At 59.3% G+C, this 21705-nt stretch carries 22 protein-coding genes; 11 read left to right on the forward strand and 11 right to left on the reverse strand.

From position 1 onward, the window contains the following. Positions 1–179 precede the first annotated feature (179 nt). The 10 genes from ACTWLJ_RS02545 to ACTWLJ_RS02590 all read left to right on the forward strand — a co-directional run bounded on the left by ACTWLJ_RS02545 (position 180) and on the right by ACTWLJ_RS02590 (position 7203). Positions 180–1154 (forward strand): KpsF/GutQ family sugar-phosphate isomerase, encoded by a 975-nt coding sequence (locus ACTWLJ_RS02545; RefSeq protein ID WP_445179763.1) that lies wholly within the window; start codon positions 180–182, stop codon positions 1152–1154. Then, entirely contained in the window at positions 1154–1678 is a 525-nt protein-coding gene (locus tag ACTWLJ_RS02550; protein ID WP_401218482.1) for a KdsC family phosphatase, read from the forward strand. Before ACTWLJ_RS02545 ends, ACTWLJ_RS02550 begins: the two co-directional genes overlap by 1 nt. Positions 1679–1686: 8 nt before the next feature. Then, positions 1687–2259, forward strand: a complete 573-nt coding sequence (gene lptC / locus ACTWLJ_RS02555) for an LPS export ABC transporter periplasmic protein LptC (protein WP_401218480.1) — start codon at positions 1687–1689, stop codon at positions 2257–2259. After that, positions 2246–2791 carry a lipopolysaccharide transport periplasmic protein LptA gene (gene lptA / locus ACTWLJ_RS02560; protein WP_401218477.1) on the forward strand — a complete coding sequence of 182 codons (546 nt, stop codon included), beginning with the start codon at positions 2246–2248 and terminating at the stop codon, positions 2789–2791. Before lptC ends, lptA begins: the two co-directional genes overlap by 14 nt. Continuing rightward, complete coding sequence (gene lptB, locus ACTWLJ_RS02565) at positions 2791–3516, forward strand: LPS export ABC transporter ATP-binding protein (RefSeq protein WP_401218474.1); 726 nt, start codon at positions 2791–2793, stop codon at positions 3514–3516. Before lptA ends, lptB begins: the two co-directional genes overlap by 1 nt. Positions 3517–3702: 186 nt before the next feature. Then, complete coding sequence (locus ACTWLJ_RS02570; protein ID WP_445179764.1) at positions 3703–5193, forward strand: RNA polymerase factor sigma-54; 1491 nt, start codon at positions 3703–3705, stop codon at positions 5191–5193. Between the two features lie 73 nt (positions 5194–5266). Continuing rightward, positions 5267–5575: a ribosome hibernation-promoting factor, HPF/YfiA family gene (hpf, locus tag ACTWLJ_RS02575; RefSeq protein WP_401218468.1), complete on the forward strand. Its 309-nt coding sequence runs from the start codon at positions 5267–5269 to the stop codon at positions 5573–5575. A 12-nt stretch (positions 5576–5587) separates the two neighbouring features. Next, positions 5588–6052, forward strand: a complete 465-nt coding sequence (gene ptsN, locus ACTWLJ_RS02580) for a PTS IIA-like nitrogen regulatory protein PtsN (RefSeq protein ID WP_401218465.1) — start codon at positions 5588–5590, stop codon at positions 6050–6052. Positions 6053–6054: 2 nt separating this feature from the next. Further along, a complete protein-coding gene (gene rapZ, locus ACTWLJ_RS02585; RefSeq protein ID WP_445179765.1) occupies positions 6055–6912 on the forward strand; it encodes an RNase adapter RapZ in 858 nt (285 codons plus the stop codon). 15 nt (positions 6913–6927) lie between these two features. Continuing rightward, a complete protein-coding gene (locus ACTWLJ_RS02590; protein WP_445179766.1) occupies positions 6928–7203 on the forward strand; it encodes an HPr family phosphocarrier protein in 276 nt (91 codons plus the stop codon). Between the two features lie 84 nt (positions 7204–7287). Here ACTWLJ_RS02590 and ACTWLJ_RS02595 read toward each other — a convergent pair whose 3' ends face one another. From ACTWLJ_RS02595 to pmbA, 6 genes are all read right to left on the reverse strand, one after another. Further along, positions 7288–8181, reverse strand: a complete 894-nt coding sequence (locus ACTWLJ_RS02595; RefSeq protein ID WP_445179767.1) for a ZIP family metal transporter — start codon at positions 8179–8181, stop codon at positions 7288–7290. A gap of 30 nt (positions 8182–8211) precedes the next feature. Further along, positions 8212–8823: a superoxide dismutase gene (locus tag ACTWLJ_RS02600; RefSeq protein WP_445179768.1), complete on the reverse strand. Its 612-nt coding sequence runs from the start codon at positions 8821–8823 to the stop codon at positions 8212–8214. A 1-nt stretch (position 8824) separates the two neighbouring features. Next, positions 8825–9265 (reverse strand): hypothetical protein, encoded by a 441-nt coding sequence (locus tag ACTWLJ_RS02605; protein WP_401218452.1) that lies wholly within the window; start codon positions 9263–9265, stop codon positions 8825–8827. 27 nt (positions 9266–9292) lie between these two features. Further along, a complete protein-coding gene (locus tag ACTWLJ_RS02610; RefSeq protein ID WP_445179769.1) occupies positions 9293–10669 on the reverse strand; it encodes a class II fumarate hydratase in 1377 nt (458 codons plus the stop codon). Then, positions 10650–11057 carry a FagA protein gene (locus ACTWLJ_RS02615; RefSeq protein ID WP_401218447.1) on the reverse strand — a complete coding sequence of 136 codons (408 nt, stop codon included), beginning with the start codon at positions 11055–11057 and terminating at the stop codon, positions 10650–10652. Before ACTWLJ_RS02615 ends, ACTWLJ_RS02610 begins: the two co-directional genes overlap by 20 nt. Before the next feature lie 139 nt (positions 11058–11196). Further along, on the reverse strand, positions 11197–12543 hold the full coding sequence (pmbA, locus tag ACTWLJ_RS02620; protein ID WP_401218444.1) for a metalloprotease PmbA: 1347 nt from the start codon (positions 12541–12543) through the stop codon (positions 11197–11199). 108 nt (positions 12544–12651) lie between these two features. Here pmbA and yjgA point away from each other — a divergent pair, with 108 nt between their 5' ends. Next, complete coding sequence (gene yjgA, locus ACTWLJ_RS02625) at positions 12652–13176, forward strand: ribosome biogenesis factor YjgA (RefSeq protein ID WP_401218441.1); 525 nt, start codon at positions 12652–12654, stop codon at positions 13174–13176. Between the two features lie 51 nt (positions 13177–13227). Here the strand turns inward: yjgA and tldD are convergent, their stop codons facing one another. The 5 genes from tldD to ACTWLJ_RS02650 all read right to left on the reverse strand — a co-directional run bounded on the left by tldD (position 13228) and on the right by ACTWLJ_RS02650 (position 21671). Further along, on the reverse strand, positions 13228–14670 hold the full coding sequence (gene tldD / locus ACTWLJ_RS02630; protein ID WP_445179770.1) for a metalloprotease TldD: 1443 nt from the start codon (positions 14668–14670) through the stop codon (positions 13228–13230). Positions 14671–14674: 4 nt separating this feature from the next. Then, on the reverse strand, positions 14675–15535 hold the full coding sequence (locus tag ACTWLJ_RS02635) for a carbon-nitrogen hydrolase family protein (protein WP_445179771.1): 861 nt from the start codon (positions 15533–15535) through the stop codon (positions 14675–14677). Positions 15536–15679: 144 nt separating this feature from the next. Continuing rightward, positions 15680–19483, reverse strand: coding sequence for a YhdP family protein (locus tag ACTWLJ_RS02640; protein WP_445179772.1), 3804 nt, complete (start codon positions 19481–19483; stop codon positions 15680–15682). 75 nt (positions 19484–19558) lie between these two features. Further along, entirely contained in the window at positions 19559–21016 is a 1458-nt protein-coding gene (gene rng / locus ACTWLJ_RS02645; protein WP_445179773.1) for a ribonuclease G, read from the reverse strand. 58 nt (positions 21017–21074) lie between these two features. Next, positions 21075–21671 carry a Maf family protein gene (locus ACTWLJ_RS02650; RefSeq protein WP_445179774.1) on the reverse strand — a complete coding sequence of 199 codons (597 nt, stop codon included), beginning with the start codon at positions 21669–21671 and terminating at the stop codon, positions 21075–21077. Between the last annotated feature and the right edge of the window lie 34 nt (positions 21672–21705).

Consider the following 21705-nt stretch of genomic DNA (forward strand, 5'->3'; position numbering starts at 1 on the left):
ACTGCAAACGCCAACCGCCCAAGGCTTGTGCCGGCCCTAGTTCAGCTATATGACAGGTCTTGAGGGTGTTTTTCGAGGTTTTGGTAACGAGTAATGACAAAGCACGACGAACTAGCGTGAGGCTTTGCAACATAACCGCTATAATCGCCGCCTTTTCATCGGGCTATACGATTTCTGACATGAGCCAAACCAGCGACCTGATTCAATCGGCACAACGCACCATCCGCCTCGAAGTGGAAGCCGTACAAGGCTTGTTGCCCCATATCGACGCCGATTTCGTACGCGCTTGCGAGATGATTCTGGCCAGCAAGGGCCGTGTGGTAGTGGTCGGCATGGGCAAATCCGGGCACATCGGCAACAAGATTGCCGCGACCCTCGCCAGCACCGGCACCCCGGCATTTTTCGTGCACCCGGCCGAAGCCAGCCATGGTGACATGGGCATGATCACCCGCGACGACGTGATTCTGGCCCTGTCGAACTCCGGCTCGACCAACGAAATCGTCACCCTGCTGCCGTTGATCAAGCGCCTGGGCATCCAGTTGATCAGCCTGACCGGTAACCCGCAGTCGGCACTGGCCAAGGCTGCCGAGGTCAATCTCAACGTTCACGTCGAGCACGAAGCCTGCCCGCTGAATCTGGCACCGACCTCTTCGACCACTGCGGCACTGGTCATGGGTGACGCACTGGCAGTGGCATTGCTCGAAGCCCGCGGCTTTACCGCCGAAGATTTCGCTTTTTCCCATCCGGGCGGCGCATTGGGTCGTCGCCTGTTGCTGAAAGTCGAAAACGTCATGCACGCCGGCCAGGAACTGCCGCAAGTACAGCGCGGCACCCTGCTCAAGGACGCACTGATGGAAATGACCCGCAAAGGGCTGGGCATGACCGCCATTCTTGAAGCCGACGGCAAACTGGCCGGGATCTTCACCGACGGTGATTTGCGTCGCACCCTGGATCGCAGCATTGATATCCGTACCGCGACGATCGATCAGGTCATGACCGAACACGGCAAGACCGCCCGGCCCGAGATGCTCGCCGCCGAGGCGTTGAAAATCATGGAAGACCACCGAATCAACGCGCTGGTCGTAGTCGATGAAGAAGATCGCCCTGTCGGCGCCTTCAACCTCTCCGATCTGTTGCGCGCAGGAGTCATGTAATGAGCACCGATCTGCTGCAACGCGGCAAAGCGATCAAACTGGCGGTTTTTGACGTCGACGGCGTCCTCACCGACGGGCGCCTGTATTTCCTTGAAGACGGCAGCGAATTCAAGACGTTCAACACTCTCGACGGTCAAGGCATCAAGATGCTGATGAACGCCGGCGTCACGACCGCGATCATCAGCGGCCGCAAGACCCCGGTGGTCGAGCGCCGGGCGAAAAACCTCGGCATCCCGCACCTGTTTCAGGGGCGCGAAGACAAATTGGTTGTCCTCGACGGTCTTCTTGAGCAACTGGGCCTAAGCTATGAACAGGTCGCCTACCTCGGTGACGACCTGCCCGATCTGCCGGTGATCCGCCGCGTAGGTCTGGGGATGGCCGTAGCCAATGCCGCCGATTTCGTGCGCGAACACGCCCATGGCGTGACCCGGGCCCGTGGTGGCGAAGGTGCCGCCCGCGAATTCTGTGAATTGATCCTGCGCGCCCAGGGCCGCCTCGATGCGGCCAACGCCGCGTACCTGTGAGCCAAACCATGTTTAGCAAAAAGTTTCGCAACTTCCTGCTGTTCGGCTGCATCGCTGCGCTATTCGCAGCGGTCGGCTACTGGAACATCAGCCCGGAACGCTTCCTCGACAAGCCACCGGCCAAGTCTGAAGAGAGCCCGATCGACTGGTACGCGACCAACACGCATACCTTTCAATACCTGCCGGACGGCAAATTGCAGTATGAAATGACGTCCGACAAAGCCGAGCACGTCAAAGCGACCGACATCACGCTCGTCACCAAACCCGACCTGAACATGTTCCGTGGCACCGAGTTTCCATGGCACGTGACCAGCGAGCGCGGTGAAGTGAATTCGGGCGGCACCGAGGTCGAACTGATCGACTCGGTACGCATCAAACGCACCGACGAAAAGAACCGCGACACCCTGATCACCAGCACTCGTATGACAGTGTTCCCGCAGCAGCAATATGCGCAGACCCAGCAACCCGTTAGAATCGACGGCGCTGGCGGTGTATCGACTGGCGTGGGAATGAAGGCATATTTGAAGGAAAGCAGGATACACCTGCTATCGAACGTAAGAGGACAGTATGAGGCTCGTTAAAACCCTCCCTATTTTGCTCAGTCTGGGCGCAGCACTGGGAAGCGTGAGCGCCTGGGCTCTGCCGAACGATCAGCAGCAACCTATCCGCATTCAAGCCGACGACGCCCAACTGGACGACAAGAACGGCATCGCTACCTATAAAGGTGATGTGATCATCACCCAGGGCTCGATGATCGTTAAAGGCAACACCGTAACCATCACTCGTACGCCGGCTGGCGATATCGACGTGGTGACTTCGGTGGGCAATCTCGCCTACTTCGAGCAACTGCAAACCCAGGGTGATACCAAACCTGTGCAGGGCTGGGGCGTGACCATCCAGTACCACGCCGCGCAAAACCGTGTCGTGCTGATCGACAAGGCCAAGGTTGTCGACAAGGACAACAACACCACTCAAGGCGAGAAAATCGTCTATGACACGGTGAAAAAACTGGCCAGTGCCGGTCGCGCTACCGGCAGCAAGGTCACCGAGTCGCGTCCGCGCATCGACATGGTGATCCAGCCGAAGAAGAAAACCGACGAGAAGACCCAGTAATGGCAACTCTGAAAGCTCAGCATCTGGCAAAGGCCTACAAAGGCCGCCAGGTTGTGCGTGATGTCAGCCTGTCGATCGACAGCGGGCAGATCGTCGGCCTGCTTGGCCCGAACGGCGCCGGCAAGACCACCTGCTTCTACATGATCGTCGGTCTGGTGCAGGCTGATCAGGGCCGCGTACTGATCGATGATCTGGACGTCAGCCATCAGCCAATGCATGGCCGCGCTACTGCGGGCATCGGCTATCTGCCGCAAGAAGCGTCGATCTTCCGCAAACTGTCAGTGGCCGACAACATCATGGCCATCCTCGAGACCCGCAAGGAACTCGACAAGGCCGGTCGTCGCAAGGAGCTGGAAAGCCTGCTGCAGGAATTCCACATCAGCCACATCCGCGACAACCTCGGCATGAGTCTGTCCGGTGGTGAACGCCGCCGGGTGGAAATTGCTCGCGCCCTGGCCACAGCGCCGAAATTCATCCTGCTCGACGAACCGTTCGCCGGTGTCGACCCGATTTCGGTCGGCGATATCAAGCAGATCATCCATCACCTCAAGGCCAAGGGCATCGGTGTACTGATCACCGACCACAACGTGCGTGAGACCCTGGATATCTGCGAAACCGCCTACATCGTCAACGACGGTCAACTGATCGCCGAAGGTGATTCCGCGACCATCCTGGCCAACGATCTGGTCAAGGAAGTGTATCTGGGCCACGAGTTCCGCTTGTAAGCACGACGGTACTCGGTCAGCCGCCCGGGTGCTGTAACGATGAAGCAGGTTTAATTCGCTTTAATTGTTACAGCACCCTAGGCAAACACCGCAGTTTCAGGCATATAATTTGCTTAAGTTTGGCGCTCCGGCGCCCTGTAGTGGATGGCGCATGAGCGCCGGCGAATAAGGTGTTAAGCCCCTGCCATGAAACCATCGCTAGTCTTGAGAATGGGCCAGCAGCTGACGATGACACCGCAGCTGCAACAGGCCATCCGCCTGCTCCAATTGTCGACCCTGGATCTGCAACAGGAAATCCAGGAGGCTCTGGAATCCAATCCGATGCTCGAACGCCAGGAAGAAGGCGAAGACTTCGACAACACTGATCCCCTGGCCGACAACCCCGAACAGAAACCCACCGAAATCCAGGAACCCTCCTATCAGGAAACCGCCCCGACGGTGGATAACCTCGAGGACGGCGAATGGAACGAACGCATTCCCAACGAGCTTCCGGTAGACACTGCCTGGGAAGACGTCTACCAGACCAGCGCCAGCAGCCTGCCAAGCAACGATGATGATGAGTGGGATTTCACCACCCGCACCTCTGCCGGCGAAAGCCTGCAAAGCCATCTGCTGTGGCAACTGAACCTCGCGCCGATGTCCGACACCGATCGCCTGATCGCTGTGACCCTGGTCGATTGCATCAATAATCAGGGCTACCTCGACGAAACTCTCGAAGAAATTCTTGAAGCGTTCGATCCGGAGCTCGACATCGAGCTGGACGAGATCGAAGCCGTCCTGCACCGCATCCAGCAGTTCGAACCCGCCGGCATCGGTGCGCGCAATCTGAGCGAATGCCTGTTGCTGCAATTGCGTCAGCTGCCAGCCAAGACCCCGTGGCTGAGCGAAGCCAAGCGTTTGGTGACCGACTACATCGATCTGCTCGGCAGCCGCGACTACAGCCAGTTGATGCGCCGCATGAAGCTCAAGGAAGATGAACTGCGTCAGGTCATCGAGCTGGTGCAGAGCCTCAATCCGCGCCCGGGCTCACAGATCGAGTCCGCCGAAGCCGAGTACGTCGTACCCGACGTGATCGTGCGCAAGGACAACGAGCGCTGGCTGGTCGAGTTGAACCAGGAATCGGTACCACGCCTGCGGGTCAACGCGCAGTACGCCGGTTTCGTCCGTCGCGCCGACACCAGCGCCGACAACACCTTCATGCGCAATCAGCTTCAAGAGGCCCGCTGGTTCATCAAGAGCCTGCAAAGCCGCAATGAAACCCTGATGAAAGTAGCCACTCAGATCGTCGAGCATCAGCGCGGCTTCCTGGAATATGGCGACGAGGCCATGAAGCCGTTGGTCCTGCATGACATCGCCGAAGCGGTCGGCATGCACGAATCGACGATTTCCCGGGTTACCACGCAAAAATTCATGCATACCCCGCGCGGTATTTATGAGCTGAAATACTTTTTCTCCAGCCACGTCAGTACCTCCGAAGGCGGTGAATGCTCGTCCACGGCGATCCGCGCGATCATCAAAAAACTGGTTGCCGCGGAAAATCAGAAAAAGCCGTTGAGTGACAGCAAGATCGCTGGTTTACTGGAGGCACAAGGCATTCAGGTGGCTCGCCGCACCGTCGCCAAGTACCGCGAATCCCTCGGGATCGCGCCTTCGAGCGAACGCAAGCGGTTGATGTAAGCCACGTTACAGCGTTCCAGTGGCAGGCTTTTCGGCCTGCCGCTTTATGCACTGGCAACGAAGGAGAAGCGGTATGCAAGTCAACATCAGTGGACACCAACTGGAAGTGACCAAGCCCCTGCGCGAATACATCGAGCTCAAACTCAAGAGGCTCGAGGGGCATTTCGACAAAATCACCAACGTGCAGGTCACGATGACGGTCGAGAAGTTGAAACAGAAAATCGAAGCCACCTTGCATATACCCGGCAACGAAGTGGTCGCCAACGCTGAACATACCGACATGTATGCAGCCATTGACGCCCTTACCGACAAGCTGGATAAACAACTCAAAAAGCATAAGGAAAAGACCCAGAGCCTCCTCCAGGGCGCGACCGGTCGTTAACTCCCCCATCCCATGATCCGACTTGAAAGTATCCTGACCCCCGGCCGTTCCCTCGTGAACGTGCCGGGCGGCAGTAAAAAGAAAGCCCTCGAGCAAATTGCCAACCTGATCGCCCGCGAAGTGCCGGATCTGGAGATGCAAGATGTCTTCGAGGCGTTGATCGCCCGTGAAAAACTCGGTTCTACCGGTTTTGGCAACGGCATCGCCATTCCCCACTGCCGCCTGAAAGGCTGCGAAGCGCCCATCAGCGCCTTGATTCACCTCGAAGCACCCATCGATTTCGACGCCATCGACGGCGCACCGGTTGATCTGCTGTTTGTACTGCTGGTGCCGGAAGCTGCTACCGATGCGCATCTGGAATTGTTGCGTCAGATCGCCAGCATGCTGGATCGCAAGGACGTGCGCGATAAATTGCGCAGCGCTTCAAGCAACGAAGCCCTGTACCAGGTTGTACTGGACGAACAAAACGGGCAGTAATCATGCGTTTGATCATCGTCAGTGGCCGTTCCGGCTCAGGTAAAAGCACCGCGCTCGATGTTCTTGAGGACAACGGCTACTACTGCATCGATAACCTGCCTGCAGGTTTGTTGCCGGAATTGGCCGAACGCGCGCTGATCCACACCGAACTGGCCCAACCGTTAGTGGCCGTTTCGATTGATGCGCGCAACTTGCCAAGCCATCTCTCGCGCTTCCCCGAGCTACTTGAAGAAGTGCGCAGTCGCCATATTCAGTGTGACGTGCTGTATCTGGATGCCGACGAAGAAACCCTGCTCAAGCGTTTCTCGGAAACCCGTCGTCGTCACCCGCTGAGCACCGCCAACCGTTCGCTCGCTGAAGCGATCAACGATGAAACCGCCCTGCTCGGCCCGATTGCCGACCTGGCCGACCTCAAGGTCAACACCACCAATCTGAACCTGTACCAGTTGCGCGACACCATCAAGCTGCGCCTGCTGAACCAGCCGGAGCCGGGTACGGCGTTTCTGGTCGAGTCGTTCGGCTTCAAGCGCGGCATGCCGGTGGATGCGGATCTGGTGTTCGATGTGCGTTGTCTGCCCAATCCATATTGGAAACCGGAGCTACGCGCACAATCGGGTCTTGATGAGCCGGTAGCCGAATACCTGGCAGCCCAGCCGGAAGTCGAAGAAATGTTCCAGGACATTTTCGCTTACCTGCACAAGTGGCTGCCGCGTTTCGCCGCGAGCAATCGCGCCTACGTCACCATTGCCATTGGCTGCACCGGGGGGCATCACCGCTCCGTCTACCTGACCGAACGTCTGGGTCAGGCCCTGCAGAAAACCCTGAAGAATGTCCAGGTCCGCCACCGCGACCTCACTTAAAGGATTCACACCGCGATGCCTGCTCTGGAAATTGAAATCATCAACAAACTGGGCCTGCATGCCCGGGCATCGGCCAAATTCGTTGGCGTCGCGGGACAGTTTCAGGATTGCTCGATCAGAGTCGGACGCACGCCAGCAACCACGGTCGATGGCAAAAGCATCATGGCTATGATGATGTTGGCGGCCGGCAAGGGCACCAAAATCTACTTGAGTACCGAAGGGCATCAGGAACAGGAAGCGCTGGATGCGCTGGTGGCGTTGATCAACAACTACTTCGACGAAGGCGGTTGATCATAAAAGATCAAAAGATCGCAGCCTGCGGCAGCTCCTACAGTTGGAATGTGTTTCCCTGTCGCAGGCTGCGATCTTTTTGTTTTAGCCTAACGCAGTATCCATCACCATCATCAGACAGAACCCGCTCAACAGCCCAAGGCTGGCCATTTTGTCGTGACCATTGCGTCGCGACTCCGGAATGATTTCGTGAGTGACCACCAGCAGCATCGCACCTGCCGCCAACGCCAGCCCCAGCGGCAACAACAACTGCGCAAGACTGACCAGCCAGGCGCAGAGCAGCGCAAATACCGGCTCGACCAATCCTGACGCCGCGCCGATCAGGAACGCCTTGACCCGCGACATCCCGGCCCCAGCCAATACCAGCGCAATCACCAGACCTTCCGGCACATCCTGCAGGGCAATGCCCATCGCGAGGCTATCGGCGTCAGGCATGCCGCCGCCGGCAGAAACACCGACAGCCATGCCTTCAGGGATGTTATGGGCAATGATTGCGAACACGAACAGCCAGATTCGCGGCGGTATCACTGGATGTTCGACAGTGCCAACGAGCATTTCCGGCGAAGCGCCCGAGACCTGACGATCCACCAGAAACAGCCCGAACGCGCCGAGCATGATGCCAAAGCAGATCAGGCCGCTGGCCGCCCACGGAGTCAGGCCCAGACTTTCAGCGGCGGCGATTCCCGGCACGATCAGCGAAAACGCGGTCGCCGCCAGCATCACCCCGGCGCCAAATCCCAGCAGCGTATCGCTGAGTATTTGCGGCATGCGCCGAATCACCAGCACCGGCACCGCTCCGAGCGCCGTGCCGAGGGCGCAGATCGCGCCGCCCTGCAACGCTCGTGACAGTCTCGGCTCAAGGTTCAGCCATTCAAGTCCATGTGCCGCCAGCAACGTCATGCCCGCCAGCAGCAACAATGATCCCACTGCGTAACGAAACATACGCCCGCCGCCGATCGCCAGTGTTTCAGTGCCCATAGTCAGCCTTGGATTGTTTTTATTGGAGACTTAAACCAGTGCGGCTTGATAGCGCGCAGCAACTTCAGGCCAATTGATCACGTTGTAGAACGCGTTGATGTATTCCGGGCGGCGGTTCTGATAACGCAGGTAGTAAGCGTGCTCCCAGACATCCAGACCGAGAATCGGCGTATTGCCGTTCATCAACGGGCTGTCCTGGTTACCGCTGCTTTCAACTACCAGCGTCTTCTGCGGAGTCACGCTGAGCCATGCCCAGCCGCTGCCGAAACGGGTCAGCGCGGCTTTGGTGAAAGCCTCTTTGAAACTGTCGAGGCCACCCAGTTGCTCGTCGATGGCCTTGGCCAGCGCGCCGTTTGGCTTGCCACCGCCGCCAGGCACCATGACTTCCCAGAACAACGAATGGTTGGCGTGACCACCGCCCTGATTAATCACCGCTGCGCGGAGTTTTTCCGGCAGTTGCTGAACGCTGGCGACCAGTTTCTCCACCGGCCACTCGGCGTATTCGGTGCCTTCTACTGCGGCATTGAGGTTGTTGATGTAGGTCTGGTGATGCTTGGTGTAGTGGATTTCCATGGTTTGCGCATCGATGTGCGGTTCCAGGGCATCGTAGGCGTAAGGCAAGGCAGGCAAGGTAAAAGCCATTTCAATGGACTCCATGGTGATGTGAGGCTGAGGCACGGCGCGCATTGCCAGTGTCCGGGTGCAGCAGACGCTGGGTTCGCGGGTATTCGCCGTGCTCGCTGATGAAATTCAACAACTCGACGTAGGTCTTGCTGCTCTGGCGCAACGCGGCCTCACGCAAGGCCGGGCGCAGGCGCTCGTCCTGCATGGTCTGCAATAGCCGTTGATGGATCGCGCAGAGGTATTCGGCGCTCTCCTCCGGCTGGTTCAGGCGCAGGTGCAAGTCCGCCAGGTTGTGATGGGAAATCACACAAGCCGCCACCGCTTCGTCGGCATCCGCCCAACGCTCATACAGCACTTGCGCCAGCGCCAATGCTTGCAGGTAAGCCTCGCGGGCATCGATCAGTTCGCCCAGCATGAAGCAGCGATTAGCCCGTTCAATCGTGCGTTTCCAGTGCTCCATGGTGAGCCTCCAAAGCGGTTGCGGTGATTACACGCCGCCGGCGGTGAGTTTCTCGGGATTGAGCAACTCTTCCAGTTGGCTGCGCGACAGGTCGGTGTGCTCCAGCGCGACGTCGATCACCGGGCGACCCTGCTTGTAGGCCTGCTTGGCGATTTCGGCGGCTTTCTGGTAACCGATGATCGGATTGAGTGCGGTAACCAGAATCGGGTTGCGCGACAGCGCTTCCTTGAGCCGCGACTCGTTGACCTTGAAGGTGGCGATTGCCTTGTCCCCCAGCAAACGGCTGGAGTTGGCCAGCAACTCGATGCTGCTCAGCAGGTTGTCGGCGATGATCGGCAACATCACGTTCAGTTCGAAGTTGCCCGACTGACCGGCAATGGTGATCACCGAATCGTTGCCGATCACTTGCGCGGCAACCATCGCGGTGGCTTCCGGAATTACCGGATTGACCTTGCCCGGCATGATCGACGAGCCCGGTTGCAGCGCTTCGAGTTCGATTTCACCGAGACCGGCGAGCGGACCGGAGTTCATCCAGCGCAGGTCGTTGGCAATTTTCATCAGCGACACGGCAGTCGCCTTGAGTTGTCCGGAGACCGCAACGGCGGTGTCCTGAGAACCGATCAGGGCGAACAGATCCTTGCCTTGAGTGAATTGCACGTCGGTAAGTTGGCTCAACTGACGGCTGAAACGTGCAGCGAATTCCGGGTGAGCATTGATCCCGGTGCCGACCGCCGTGCCACCCTGAGCCAGCGCTTGCAGGCTCGGAAGTAAGTCTTGCAGATGGCCGATATTGGCCTTGAGCTGTTGCGCCCAGCCATTGAGCACCTGACTCATGCGCACCGGCATCGCATCCATCAAATGCGTGCGGCCGGTTTTGACGTGATGGTGAACCTGCGTGGCTTTGCTTTCGATCACTTGCACCAGGTGCAGCAGCGCCGGCAGCAGTTGCTCATGCAGGGCCAGCGCGGCGCTGACATGGATGGTGGTCGGAATGATGTCGTTGCTGCTCTGGCCGCAGTTGACGTGATCGTTAGCGTTCACAGGTTCGCCGAGCAGGCGGGTAGCCAGCGTGGCGATCACTTCGTTGGCGTTCATGTTGGAGCTGGTGCCGGAACCGGTCTGGAAGATATCCACTGGGAAATGCTGCATGAAATCGCCTTCCAGTAGACCCTGAGCGGCATCGCTGATGGCTTTGCCCTGCGCAGCGCTGATCTGGTTGAGTTCGACGTTTGCCCGCGCGGCTGCGGCTTTGGCCAGGATCAGCGCGCGGATGAATTGCATCGGCATTGGTTTGCCGCTGATCGGGAAATTATCCACTGCGCGCTGGGTTTGCGCGCCGTAGAGAGCGTCCACCGGCACCTGCAATTCGCCCATGCTGTCGCGCTCAATACGTGTCTTGGTCATCTGAAAATCCTTGCACCAGTTCAATAAGAGGAATCGAGGGTTGCAACTCGCAGGTCGCCAGTTGCCAGGAGTAGCTTTGCCAGCGCTTGAGCCGGCATTTGCACAAAGACAGGCGCTCCATTTCACGCAGGGGGCGCCAGGCTTGATCGAGACAGAGGCTGCGCCAGTGCCACGGCAGCGCAATGTCGGTGGCCGTGTCGAGCAGCAGACGGAAGGAGGTTTCAGCGATGGTCCAGGGTGAGGTGGCCGTGCAACACGACAGATAACGGCCTTCCGCCAGATAGTGTTCGATCAGGCGCGGCTCGTCGGGGTCCATCGCGCAACGAATCTGGCGGCTCATCCAGCGCCAGCTTTCAAGGTAAGGCTGCTCGTGCAAGGCAGAACTCATGATTCGGGGCTCATCCGATAATGAGATTTATTATTAGATGATAATGAGAACCAAAACAAGCGTGCCTGTACAGGAAGCCAGACACAAAAAAGGCGCGCCACCCGGTTGGGTGGCGCGCCTTTTGTGTAACGGCCGAGCGTTAGCTGCCCGCCACCGTCATCCGCTCGATCAATACCGAGCCTGTGCGAATGTTGCTGCGCAGTTCCAGATCGTTACCGACCGCGACGATCTGCTTGAACATGTCGCGCATGTTGCCGGCGATAGTCACTTCCTGCACCGCAAACTGGATTTCGCCATTTTCGACCCAGAAACCCGCAGCACCACGGGAATAATCGCCGGTCACCATGTTCAGGCCATGGCCCATCAGTTCGGTAACCAACAACCCGCGCCCCATACGGCGCAGCAGCGCAGCTTGATCTTCGTCGCCATGGGTGACGAACAGGTTGTGCACGCCGCCAGCGTTGGCGGTGCTTGGCATGCCGAGCTTGCGACCGGAGTAGGTGCCGAGAATGTACGAGACCAACTCGCCTTTTTCGACGAACGGCTTGGCGTAGGTCGCCAGGCCATCACCGTCGTACGCCGAGCTGCCCATGGCGCGCATCAGATGTGGGCGCTCATCGATGGTCAGCCACTCAGGGAACAGCGTCTGCCCCAAAGTGCCTTCAAGGAACGACGACTTGCGATACAGACTGCCGCCGGAAATCGCCGAGAGGAAACTGCCGAACAACCCGCCCGCCAGCTCGGCGGAAAACAGCACCGGCACTTCGCAGGTCGGCACCGGACGCGCGCCGAGACGGCTCGCCGCCCGTTGCGCAGCACGCTGACCGATGCTCACCGGATCAGCCAGCAATTCGCCCTGACGGCTCACGTCATACCAGTAGTCGCGCTGCATCTGGCCATCAGCCTCGGCGATCATCACGCAACTCAGGCTGTGCCGGGTCGATGAATAACCACCGATGAAACCGTGGCTGTTGCCATAAACGCGGCAACCCTGATGCGTGCTGAGCGTGGTGCCATCGGCATTCTTGATCCGCGCATCGGTATCGAAGGCCGCCGCTTCACAGATCAACGCTTTCTCGATGGCCTGCTCCGGGGTGATATTCCACTCGTGAAACAGATCGAAATCGCGCAGGTCCTTGGCCATCAGCGCAGCATCGGCCAGACCCGAGGCTTCGTCCTCGGAGGTGTGCTTGGCAATGGCCAAAGCAGCGGCAACCGTTTCACGGATCGCGTCCGGACCGGTGGCCGAGGTGCTGGCCGAACCTTTGCGCTGACCCACGTACAAGGTGATACCAAAACCCTGATCGCGGTTGAACTCGACAGTTTCGACCTCGCGCTGACGTACTGAAGTCGACAGGCCCTGTTCCAGCGACACCGCCACTTCACAGGCACTGGCGCCCTGACGCTTGGCTTCGGCGATGATCTGCTCGACTTGTTCCTGCAGTGCCGGCAACGCTTGCGGGCCGACGCTTTGAACTGCACTCATGCTCATCTCCACTCAAATTCTGCTTTCGGCTGGGGTCATCGAGCGACCGGGCCGGACAAGCGGCCCCCGACTGGTTATCATGGCGGCGTTTCTTTGCGGACTGCCACCATGGTTGATTCTTACGACGACTCCCTCGATACGGGAGAAAAAAGCAAATCTCAGGTCAAACGCGAGCTGCATGCTCTGGTTGACCTCGGCGAGCGCCTTACAACACTAAAGCCTGACTTGGTGGCAAAACTGCCTTTGACCGACGCTATGCGCCGGGCTCTGGCCGATGCACCCAAGCACACCGCGAACATCGCGCGTAAACGGCACTTGCAGTTCATCGGCAAACTGATGCGCGATCAGGACACTGACGCGATTCTGACTTTGCTCGATCAACTCGATGCCTCTACCCGTCAGTACAACGAGCGTTTCCATAATCTCGAACGCTGGCGTGACCGCCTGATCGCCGGTGATGACGCCGTGCTGGAGAAATTCGTCGCCGAATACCCGGACGCCGATCGCCAGCAACTGCGCTCGTTGATCCGTCAGGCTCAGCACGAGGTTGCGCAAAACAAACCTCCTGCTTCCGGCCGTAAAATCTTCAAGTACATCCGTGAACTGGACGAGACTCAACGCGGTCTGCGTTGATATTCGTCATCGGGTGGCCGCACCGCGCGCCACCCGCAGTTCCATCCCTTCTTATGCGCCCGTGCCACCGACGGTGATCGCATCGATTTTCAGCGTTGGCTGGCCGACACCCACCGGCACCGACTGCCCATCCTTGCCGCATGTGCCCACACCGCTGTCCAGCGCCAGATCGTTACCGACCATCGACACCCGGCTCATCGCCTCCGGACCATTGCCGATCAACGTCGCGCCTTTGACCGGAGCAGTGATTTTGCCGTCCTCGATCAGGTAGGCCTCACTGGTGGAGAACACGAACTTGCCGCTGGTGATATCGACCTGACCGCCGCCAAGGTTGGCGCAGTAGATGCCTTTCTTCACCGAAGCGATGATTTCTGCCGGATCGCTTTCGCCACCCAGCATGTAGGTGTTGGTCATCCGTGGCATCGGCAGATGCGCGTAGGATTCGCGACGACCGTTACCAGTACGGGCCACGCCCATCAGGCGGGCATTGAGCTTGTCTTGCATGTAGCCCTTGAGCACGCCGTTTTCGATCAGCGTGGTGCACTCGGTCGGGGTGCCTTCGTCATCGACGCTCAGCGAGCCGCGACGACCACTCAAAGTACCGTCATCGACGATGGTGCACAGCTTGGAAGCAACCATTTCGCCCATACGTCCGCTGTAGGCGGAACTGCCCTTGCGGTTGAAATCGCCTTCCAGACCGTGGCCCACCGCTTCGTGCAGCAGCACGCCGGACCAGCCCGAACCCAATACCACCGGGAACGTGCCGGCTGGAGCAGGAATCGCTTCGAGATTGACCAGTGCCTGACGCAACGCCTCACGGGCATAGCCCATGGCGCGGTCTTCCGAGAGGAAATAACGGTAATCGGTACGCCCGCCGCCGCCATGTCCGCCACGCTCGCGACGGCCATTCTGCTCGACGATCACGCTGACGTTGAAACGCACCAGAGGTCGCACATCGGCTGCCAGACCGCCGTCAGTGGAAGCGACAAGAATGCGTTCCCAGACCCCGGCCATGCTCACGCTGACTTGCTGGATACGCGGGTCGAGGGCACGAGTCGCGACGTCGATACTCTTGAGCAACTCGACTTTCTCGGCACGGCTCATGACATCCAGAGGGTTGTCAGGTGCATACAGCTGGGCGACGTCCTGAGTGGTGAACGCCTGCACGGTGCCGTTCTGCCCGGCACGGGAAATCGAACGTGCGGCACGCGCCGCTGCGCCCAGGGCTTCGAGGGTGATCGCGTTGCTGTAGGCAAAACCGGTTTTCTCACCGGACTGCGCACGCACGCCAACACCCTGGTCGAGGTTGAAGCTGCCTTCCTTGACGATGCCGTCTTCCAGCGCCCAGGTCTCGGAGATCTGCCCCTGGAAATACAGGTCGGCAGCATCGATGCCCGGACCTGCCAGGTCGCCCAGCACGCTTTGCAGGCTTTCGATCGTCACGCCACCGGGCGCCAACAGATGATCACTGACTGAGGACAACAACTCGCTCATAGGTTTACGCCTTAAATTCGTGTTCTGAAGCAGGACGCTGTGCGCCCTGCGAGAAAAACCGCCGATGGCTCACCACCGGCATTCGCGCCCTGATGGACGCTTGTTCATTGCTGTCGCGTTCGGCCAGCAGCACCGCTTCGCCTTGATCCTGATGCGCCAGCACGCGGCCCCACGGGTCGACAATCGCCGCATGCCCGAAGGTTTCACGCGGGCCTGGATGAGTCCCGCCCTGCGCCGCCGCCAACACATAACACTGAGTCTCGATGGCGCGTGCGCGAATCAGCACGTCCCAGTGCGCCGCGCCGGTCACTGCGGTAAAGGCCGACGGTGCGGTAATCAATTCGGCCCCGGCAGCACGCAACTCGCTGTACAGCTCGGGAAAACGCAGGTCGTAACACACGGTCAGGCCGACTCGACCGACCGGCGTGTCCGCCACCACCACACCACTGCCATAAGCATAGTCATCGGATTCGCGATAACGGCCGCGATTGTCCGCTACATCGACATCAAACAGGTGCAACTTGTCATATCGCGCAACGGTTTCGCCCTGATCGTTGATCAGCAACGAACAGGCATGCACCTTCGCCGACGGTTGATCAACCGGCGGCAACGGCAACGTGCCAGCCACTATCCATAACTTGAGGTCGCGAGCGGTCTGTTTCAACCATGGCAGGATCGGACCTTCGCCCAATGCCTCGGCGCGGCCGATATCGGCGATGTCGCGACGGCCCATGGCAGCGAAGTTTTCTGGCAATACCGCGAGTTTCGCGCCGCCGGCCGCCGCTTGCTCGAGCAGGCGCCGGGCCTGGGCCAGATTTGCCAGCACATCGCTCTGGCTGACCATTTGAATCACCGCTACCGACATGGCTGCTTCCTTAATTGAAATCAACTCATACCCTGCAGGAGCTGCGGCACGCTGCGATCTTTTGATTCTGCTTTAAAAACAAGATCAACAGATCGCAGCGTGCCGCAGCTCCTACACGGTTACGGTCATGCTACTAGTGGCTGTTCAAAAAGGCTTGTCGAATGTGATTTTCGGCTCTTTCCACGGGCCTTTGACGGTGTACTTCACACTGGCAAAGCGCGCCACGCGGTCACCGATCAGCTTGTCGATCAGGAACAACGCACCGCCGACCGCCGGCGCACCAATGATCAGCGCGGCAATCGGCAGGTTATTGGTGACTGGCAGCGTCACCAAGAGTTTGGCATCGACCTGATCACCGACCAGATCCAGCGTACCGTTCATTTCGATGTTGCTCGACGGCCCGGTCAGGCGAATCGGCTCGCGGGTCACGTAAACGCCGTTGTTCGCCACCAGCAAGCCTTTGACCCGGTCGTAACTCAGGCCTTTGCCGAACAGATCAGAGAAGTCCAGACGCAAGCGGCGGCCGATGGAGTTGAAGTTGAGCAGGCCAAACACGCGCAATGCCTGGGCGCCGCCCTCAACCTCGACGAACTGGCCCTTGTTCAGCGACGCATCGAGCGTGCCGGAGAAGCGCTTGGTCGCCAGCCATGCCGGCGAACCCGGCCAGCGGCCATCGACGTCCATGTGGAAGTCTTCGCTGGTCACACTTGGCGCAAACCCCCAGCCCTTGAGCACATCGGCGAGGTTCTTGCCGCTGATCCGACCCTTGAACCAACTGTTAGTGGCGCCCGGCAAACCTTCCCAGCCACCGTTGCCCTGCAACAGAATGCCTTTGAGGCCCATATCGAGGCTGTTCAGAGCAATGCCTTTGGCGGTCGGCCGCACCTTCAGCGACCAGCCACCGACCAGATCCGGCCCGAGGAACAGTTGATTGATGGTGATATCCAGCGCCGGGATGTTGGTCGGATTGACCGAAACCAGCGGGTCAGGTGAATTCTCGTCCGCTTGTACCGTCGGGTCCGGCGCCGGCAGTTTCACGTATTGCAGGTTGACCACAATCGGCGCGCTCTTGGCATCTGGCAGGCTGGCAGTGCCCTTGGCCTGCTGACTGTCGAGCGCCAAGGCCCAGACTCCCGGCTTGCGATTCAACTGCACCGCAGCCTGATCGAGCGTGGTGCCGAATGCAGTCAGCTTGCCCACTTTGAAATCGGCACCACTGAGCAATTGCTTGGCACTGCCGCCCGGGTCCTGACCCGCGTATTTGCTGACCAGATCCTGCCACGGCGCTACATCCAGCTCCGACAGCACGCCGCGAATGCGCAGACCTTTACCGGCGGGCAGCACGGCCTCGCCTGCGCCAAGGAACAACTCGCCCCGACCTTCAGCGAAATTGCTCGGCGGCGCCGCGAAAGTGAAATTGGCCAGCTGGTCGTAATTGACCCAGTAACGGCGTTCCGCGCCTTGCAGCGTCATGCGGAACACGGTGTCGCGACCGACCTGCGCAGACATGCCGAACGGCGCCGGCAAATCCACCGCGACACCTTTAAGGTTGGAGCTGACCATCAGTTGACTGTCGGCACCGTCCAGATTCAGTTGCAACTGATACGGAATCGTCCCCGACACCGGCAACGGTTGGGTCACGCCCAGCCAGTCGGTGAGTTTCTTGACCTCAACCTGCCCCGACGCCGCCACCCGGGTCTTGAGCTTGCCAGGACTGCCATCAGCGAAGATCTGCGCCGTCACCGGTTTGTCGAATGCTCGCGCAGCGATGTTCTGTCCACTCAGGCCCTTGGCGCTGTCGAAGCGGAAATCGCCCTTGAGCTGAGTCAGTTCCAGCTTCGGCTCAGCCAGTTTCAGGCGTGCATTGGCGGTTTTGAAGTCGACAAGGATTTTCGGTTGATCGCCTTTTTCCAGGGGAACGTCGAGTTTGAGTTTGCCTTGCAGATCCCCCTCGCCTTCCCACCCGGCAAAGGTTTCGCCAGTGCCGATCGGCGCCGTCTGCAGAATTTTCAGACCATCGCCCAGCCCGCCGGCAAACGCGCCGTCGAGGAACAGGTGGGTCTTTTGCCCGGCCGGTACATGCGGAATATTGACGAAAACATCGCTGACCTGCGTGTCGAGCAACTGGCCTTTTTGCGCGACGATGCGCACGCCGCTGTCTTCGATGAAGACATCACCGCTGACCTTGCTCACATGTGGCCAGCCCGGCTGGAACGCCAGTTCGGCGTCATGCACCTTGAAGAACAGGCTGATGCTGCGATCCGCTTCCCCGGCGTCTTTGCTCAGCGAACCCTGATACTGGAAGAAACCCTGATCCACCGCGCCTTTGAGGATCGCAGTACGCAGCCACTCGTCGAGCGCCGGGCTGAGAACCTTCGGCAGATACTTGGCGGTGTAGCGACCATCGCCTTCGACCAAACCGACCCGCAGGTCCATATAGTCTTCCTGGGTGTGGTCGAAGTGCAGGCGAATCAGGAAGTCGCCGGCAATCTTGCCCTCTTCGCCCAGCACCTTCAGGTACGGCGCAATCAGGGTGAATCCTTCTTTGTCGAGCTTCCAGGTCAAGCGGGCGTTGGCCTGAAGGTATTGCCATGGCTTGGCGAAAATCGGGTCGAGGTGCAGCATGAAATCCTTGCTGTCCATGCGCAACTCGCCGCCGTCGAGATTGCCGCTCAGGCTGCCGCTGACATTCCGCGCCGCCGGGGCACCGTGATAGGCATCGAAACCGACGCTATCGAGATTGGCCGCAAAGCTGAATTTTGTACCGTCGGTAGCGTTAGGACGGAAATCCAGCAGCACGTTGCGCAAACCACCGGTCACTTTCAAATGATCGACGACGGTAGCGAAACCTTCCGGCAACGGCCCCAGCGCATTGAGCAACGGCGTGATCGGCGTCAGGTCGAGGCGATCAGCCTGCATGTGCCAGAGCTCGTCGACCTTGTCGCTGGCAGACGTCTGCTTGAGCTGTACATGGGACTCCCAACGGGTTTCGCCGAAATTCATCGCCAGCGAGTCGAGGGTAATGGTCGCACCCTCGGCACTGCTCTGGTAATACGCGTTGAGCGCCAGATTATTGATCTGAATCGGCTTGCGCTCGGCATACGCACCGGTCAGTTGCGGCGCGTTCAAACGCAGTGCCGCGCTTTGCAGGGAACCTTCTTTCCAGTCCACCCACAGCTCGCCGCCCGCTTTGATCTCGGTGAAGTTCCACTGCTGGGTCAGACGCTCAGGCAGCCACTTCGACCAGTCGCTCTGCGGCAGGCTCGCGTAACCTTCCACGCCTGCGTTTTGCCAGTCGGCGGCTCGAATCCGGGTGTTCAGGCTCAATGCGACGGGTTGACCGTCCGGCAGGGTCAATCGCGCATCGAGGCGCTGACGGCTGGAACCGGTTTTCAGATTGATCCCAACATACGTCATGGTCATTGGTGCATGGTCCAGCGGCTGCAACGTCACCTGGCTGTCGAGTACCGACAGCTGTTGCACCATCTGCATGCGATTGAACAGTTGCTCCGGGTCAACCGGCTGATCGTCTTTGACCGGCAAACCTTCCAGAGCCCACTTGCCGTCATCGCCTTCCTTGAGGCTGATTTTCAGGCCATTGAGTTCGAGATGAGCAATGCGCACTTCACGGGCCAGCAGACTGGCCCACAGATCCGGCACGACGCGCACGCGATCAAGGCGCAAGGCGTTCGCGCCATCGCCGACGATCACGTCATGTGCCAGCAGAATCGGTGCGAAACCGCTCCAGTTGCCTTCCAGCTCACCGATCTGCAGCGGCATGCCAAGAGCGGCAGTGGCTTTGTCTTCGATCTCGGCGCGGTATTCCGCCACCAGCGGCGTCAGTTCCCGGCCGAGGCTGACGTACAACGCCATCAACACCAGAACCAACGCGCACAGGCCCAGCCCCCAGCGGGTGAGTGCGGCCAAAATGCGTGTCAGACGCTCCATGTCAGTTGGCTCCCATGGCAAAAATACTGCAAAAAGCTGAGGCCAGCCGATGTGGAAAAAATGTGCCGCAGGGGTTCAGAGCAGTACCACGTCATATTGTTCCTGGGAATACATGGTTTCCACCTGGAAGCGTATGGTGCGGCCGATAAAACCTTCAAGTTCGGCGACGTTACCCGACTCTTCGTCGAGCAAGCGGTCGACGACTTTCTGGTTCGCCAGCACGCGATAACCCTCGGCCTGATAGGCGCGAGCCTCACGCAGGATCTCACGGAAAATTTCGTAGCAGATGGTTTCCGGAGTCTTCAACTTGCCGCGTCCCTGGCAACTGCTGCACGGCTCGCACAGCACTTGCTCAAGACTTTCGCGGGTGCGCTTGCGGGTCATCTGCACCAGGCCCAACTCGGTGATCCCGATGATGTTGGTCTTGGCGTGATCGCGCTCCAGCTGTTTTTCCAGGGTTCGCAGCACCTGGCGACGGTGCTCTTCATCTTCCATGTCGATGAAGTCGATGATGATGATCCCGCCCAGATTGCGCAGGCGCAGTTGTCGGGCAATCGCGGTGGCCGCTTCGAGGTTGGTCTTGAAGATGGTTTCTTCGAGATTGCGATGGCCGACAAACGCCCCGGTGTTGACGTCGATGGTGGTCATGGCTTCTGCCGGATCGACCACCAGATAACCACCGGACTTCAGCGGCACTTTGCGTTCAAGGGCTTTCTGGATCTCGTCTTCGACGCCGTACAGGTCGAAAATCGGTCGTTCGCCCGGGTAATGTTCCAGACGGTCGGCAATTTCCGGCATCAGCTCGGCGACGAACTGCGTGGTTTTCTGAAAGGTTTCCCGCGAGTCGATGCGGATCTTCTCGATCTTCGGACTGACCAGATCACGCAACGTGCGCAGCGCAAGGCCGAGGTCTTCGTAGATTACGCTCGGCGCGCCGATGGTCTTGATCTGCGAATTGATCTGATCCCACAGACGCCGCAGGTAGCGGATGTCCATGAGAATCTCATCGGCACCGGCACCTTCGGCAGCCGTGCGCAGAATAAAGCCGCCCGCCTCCTTGATCCCTTCCTTGGCCACACAATCGCTGACCACTTGCTTGAGGCGCTCGCGCTCGGCTTCGTCCTCAATTTTCAGGGAAATGCCAACGTGGGCGGTGCGCGGCATGTACACCAGATACCGCGACGGGATCGACAGTTGCGTGGTCAGGCGCGCGCCCTTGGAGCCAATCGGGTCCTTGGTGACCTGCACCACCAGACTTTGCCCTTCGTGTACCAGCGAACTGATGCTTTCTACCGCCGGGCCTTCGCGCAGGGAGATTTCCGAGGCATGGATGAAAGCGGCGCGATCCAGACCGATGTCGACGAACGCTGCCTGCATACCCGGCAGCACCCGGACAATCTTGCCTTTATAGATGTTGCCGACGATCCCGCGTTTTTGCGTGCGCTCGACGTGCACTTCTTGCAGCACACCGTTTTCGACCACCGCCACGCGCGATTCCATCGGCGTGATGTTGATCAGAATCTCTTCACTCATGGCAGGATCTCGTTCAGGCATGTTCACGATAATGGCCGCATCTGGATTCGTACGACGCTCATTGCGCGTTCAGGTTTTGCCAACAGGGTATGCCGAAATGGCCCAGCAGTTCTGCGGTTTCGCACACAGGCAGTCCGACTACCGCCGAATAACTGCCATTGAGCCCGGCGACAAACACCGCACCGAGGCCCTGAATGCCATAGCCGCCGGCCTTGTCCCGGGGTTCGCCGCTGGCCCAATAGGCCGCAGCTTCTTCACGGCTGATCGGTCGAAACCGTACCAGACTGCGCACCACCCGCGACTCGCAACGGTCGCCGTCAAGCACGGCGATGGCGGTCAGCACTTCATGTTCCTTGCCGGACAACATCATCAGCATGGCGCATGCGTCGGCTTCGTCCACCGGTTTGCCAAGAATTTTGCCGTCGAGCACCACCGCCGTGTCAGCGCCCAAGATGCAAAACGCCGTTGCCGATGTGAGCGTGCGCCGACCGGCCTCGGCCTTGCCGCGCGCGAGGCGCTCGACATAGGCCGATGGCGATTCTTCAGGTAAAGGGGTTTCATCGATGTCCGCGCTGATGGCGGAGAACGGAATGCCGATCTGCGTGAGCAATTCACGTCGACGCGGCGATCCAGAGGCGAGGTAAAGCGCTTTCATCAAGACATCTCCCTGTCGAGGTGCGGGCACATGC

Source organism: Pseudomonas sp. McL0111 (assembly GCF_052567255.1).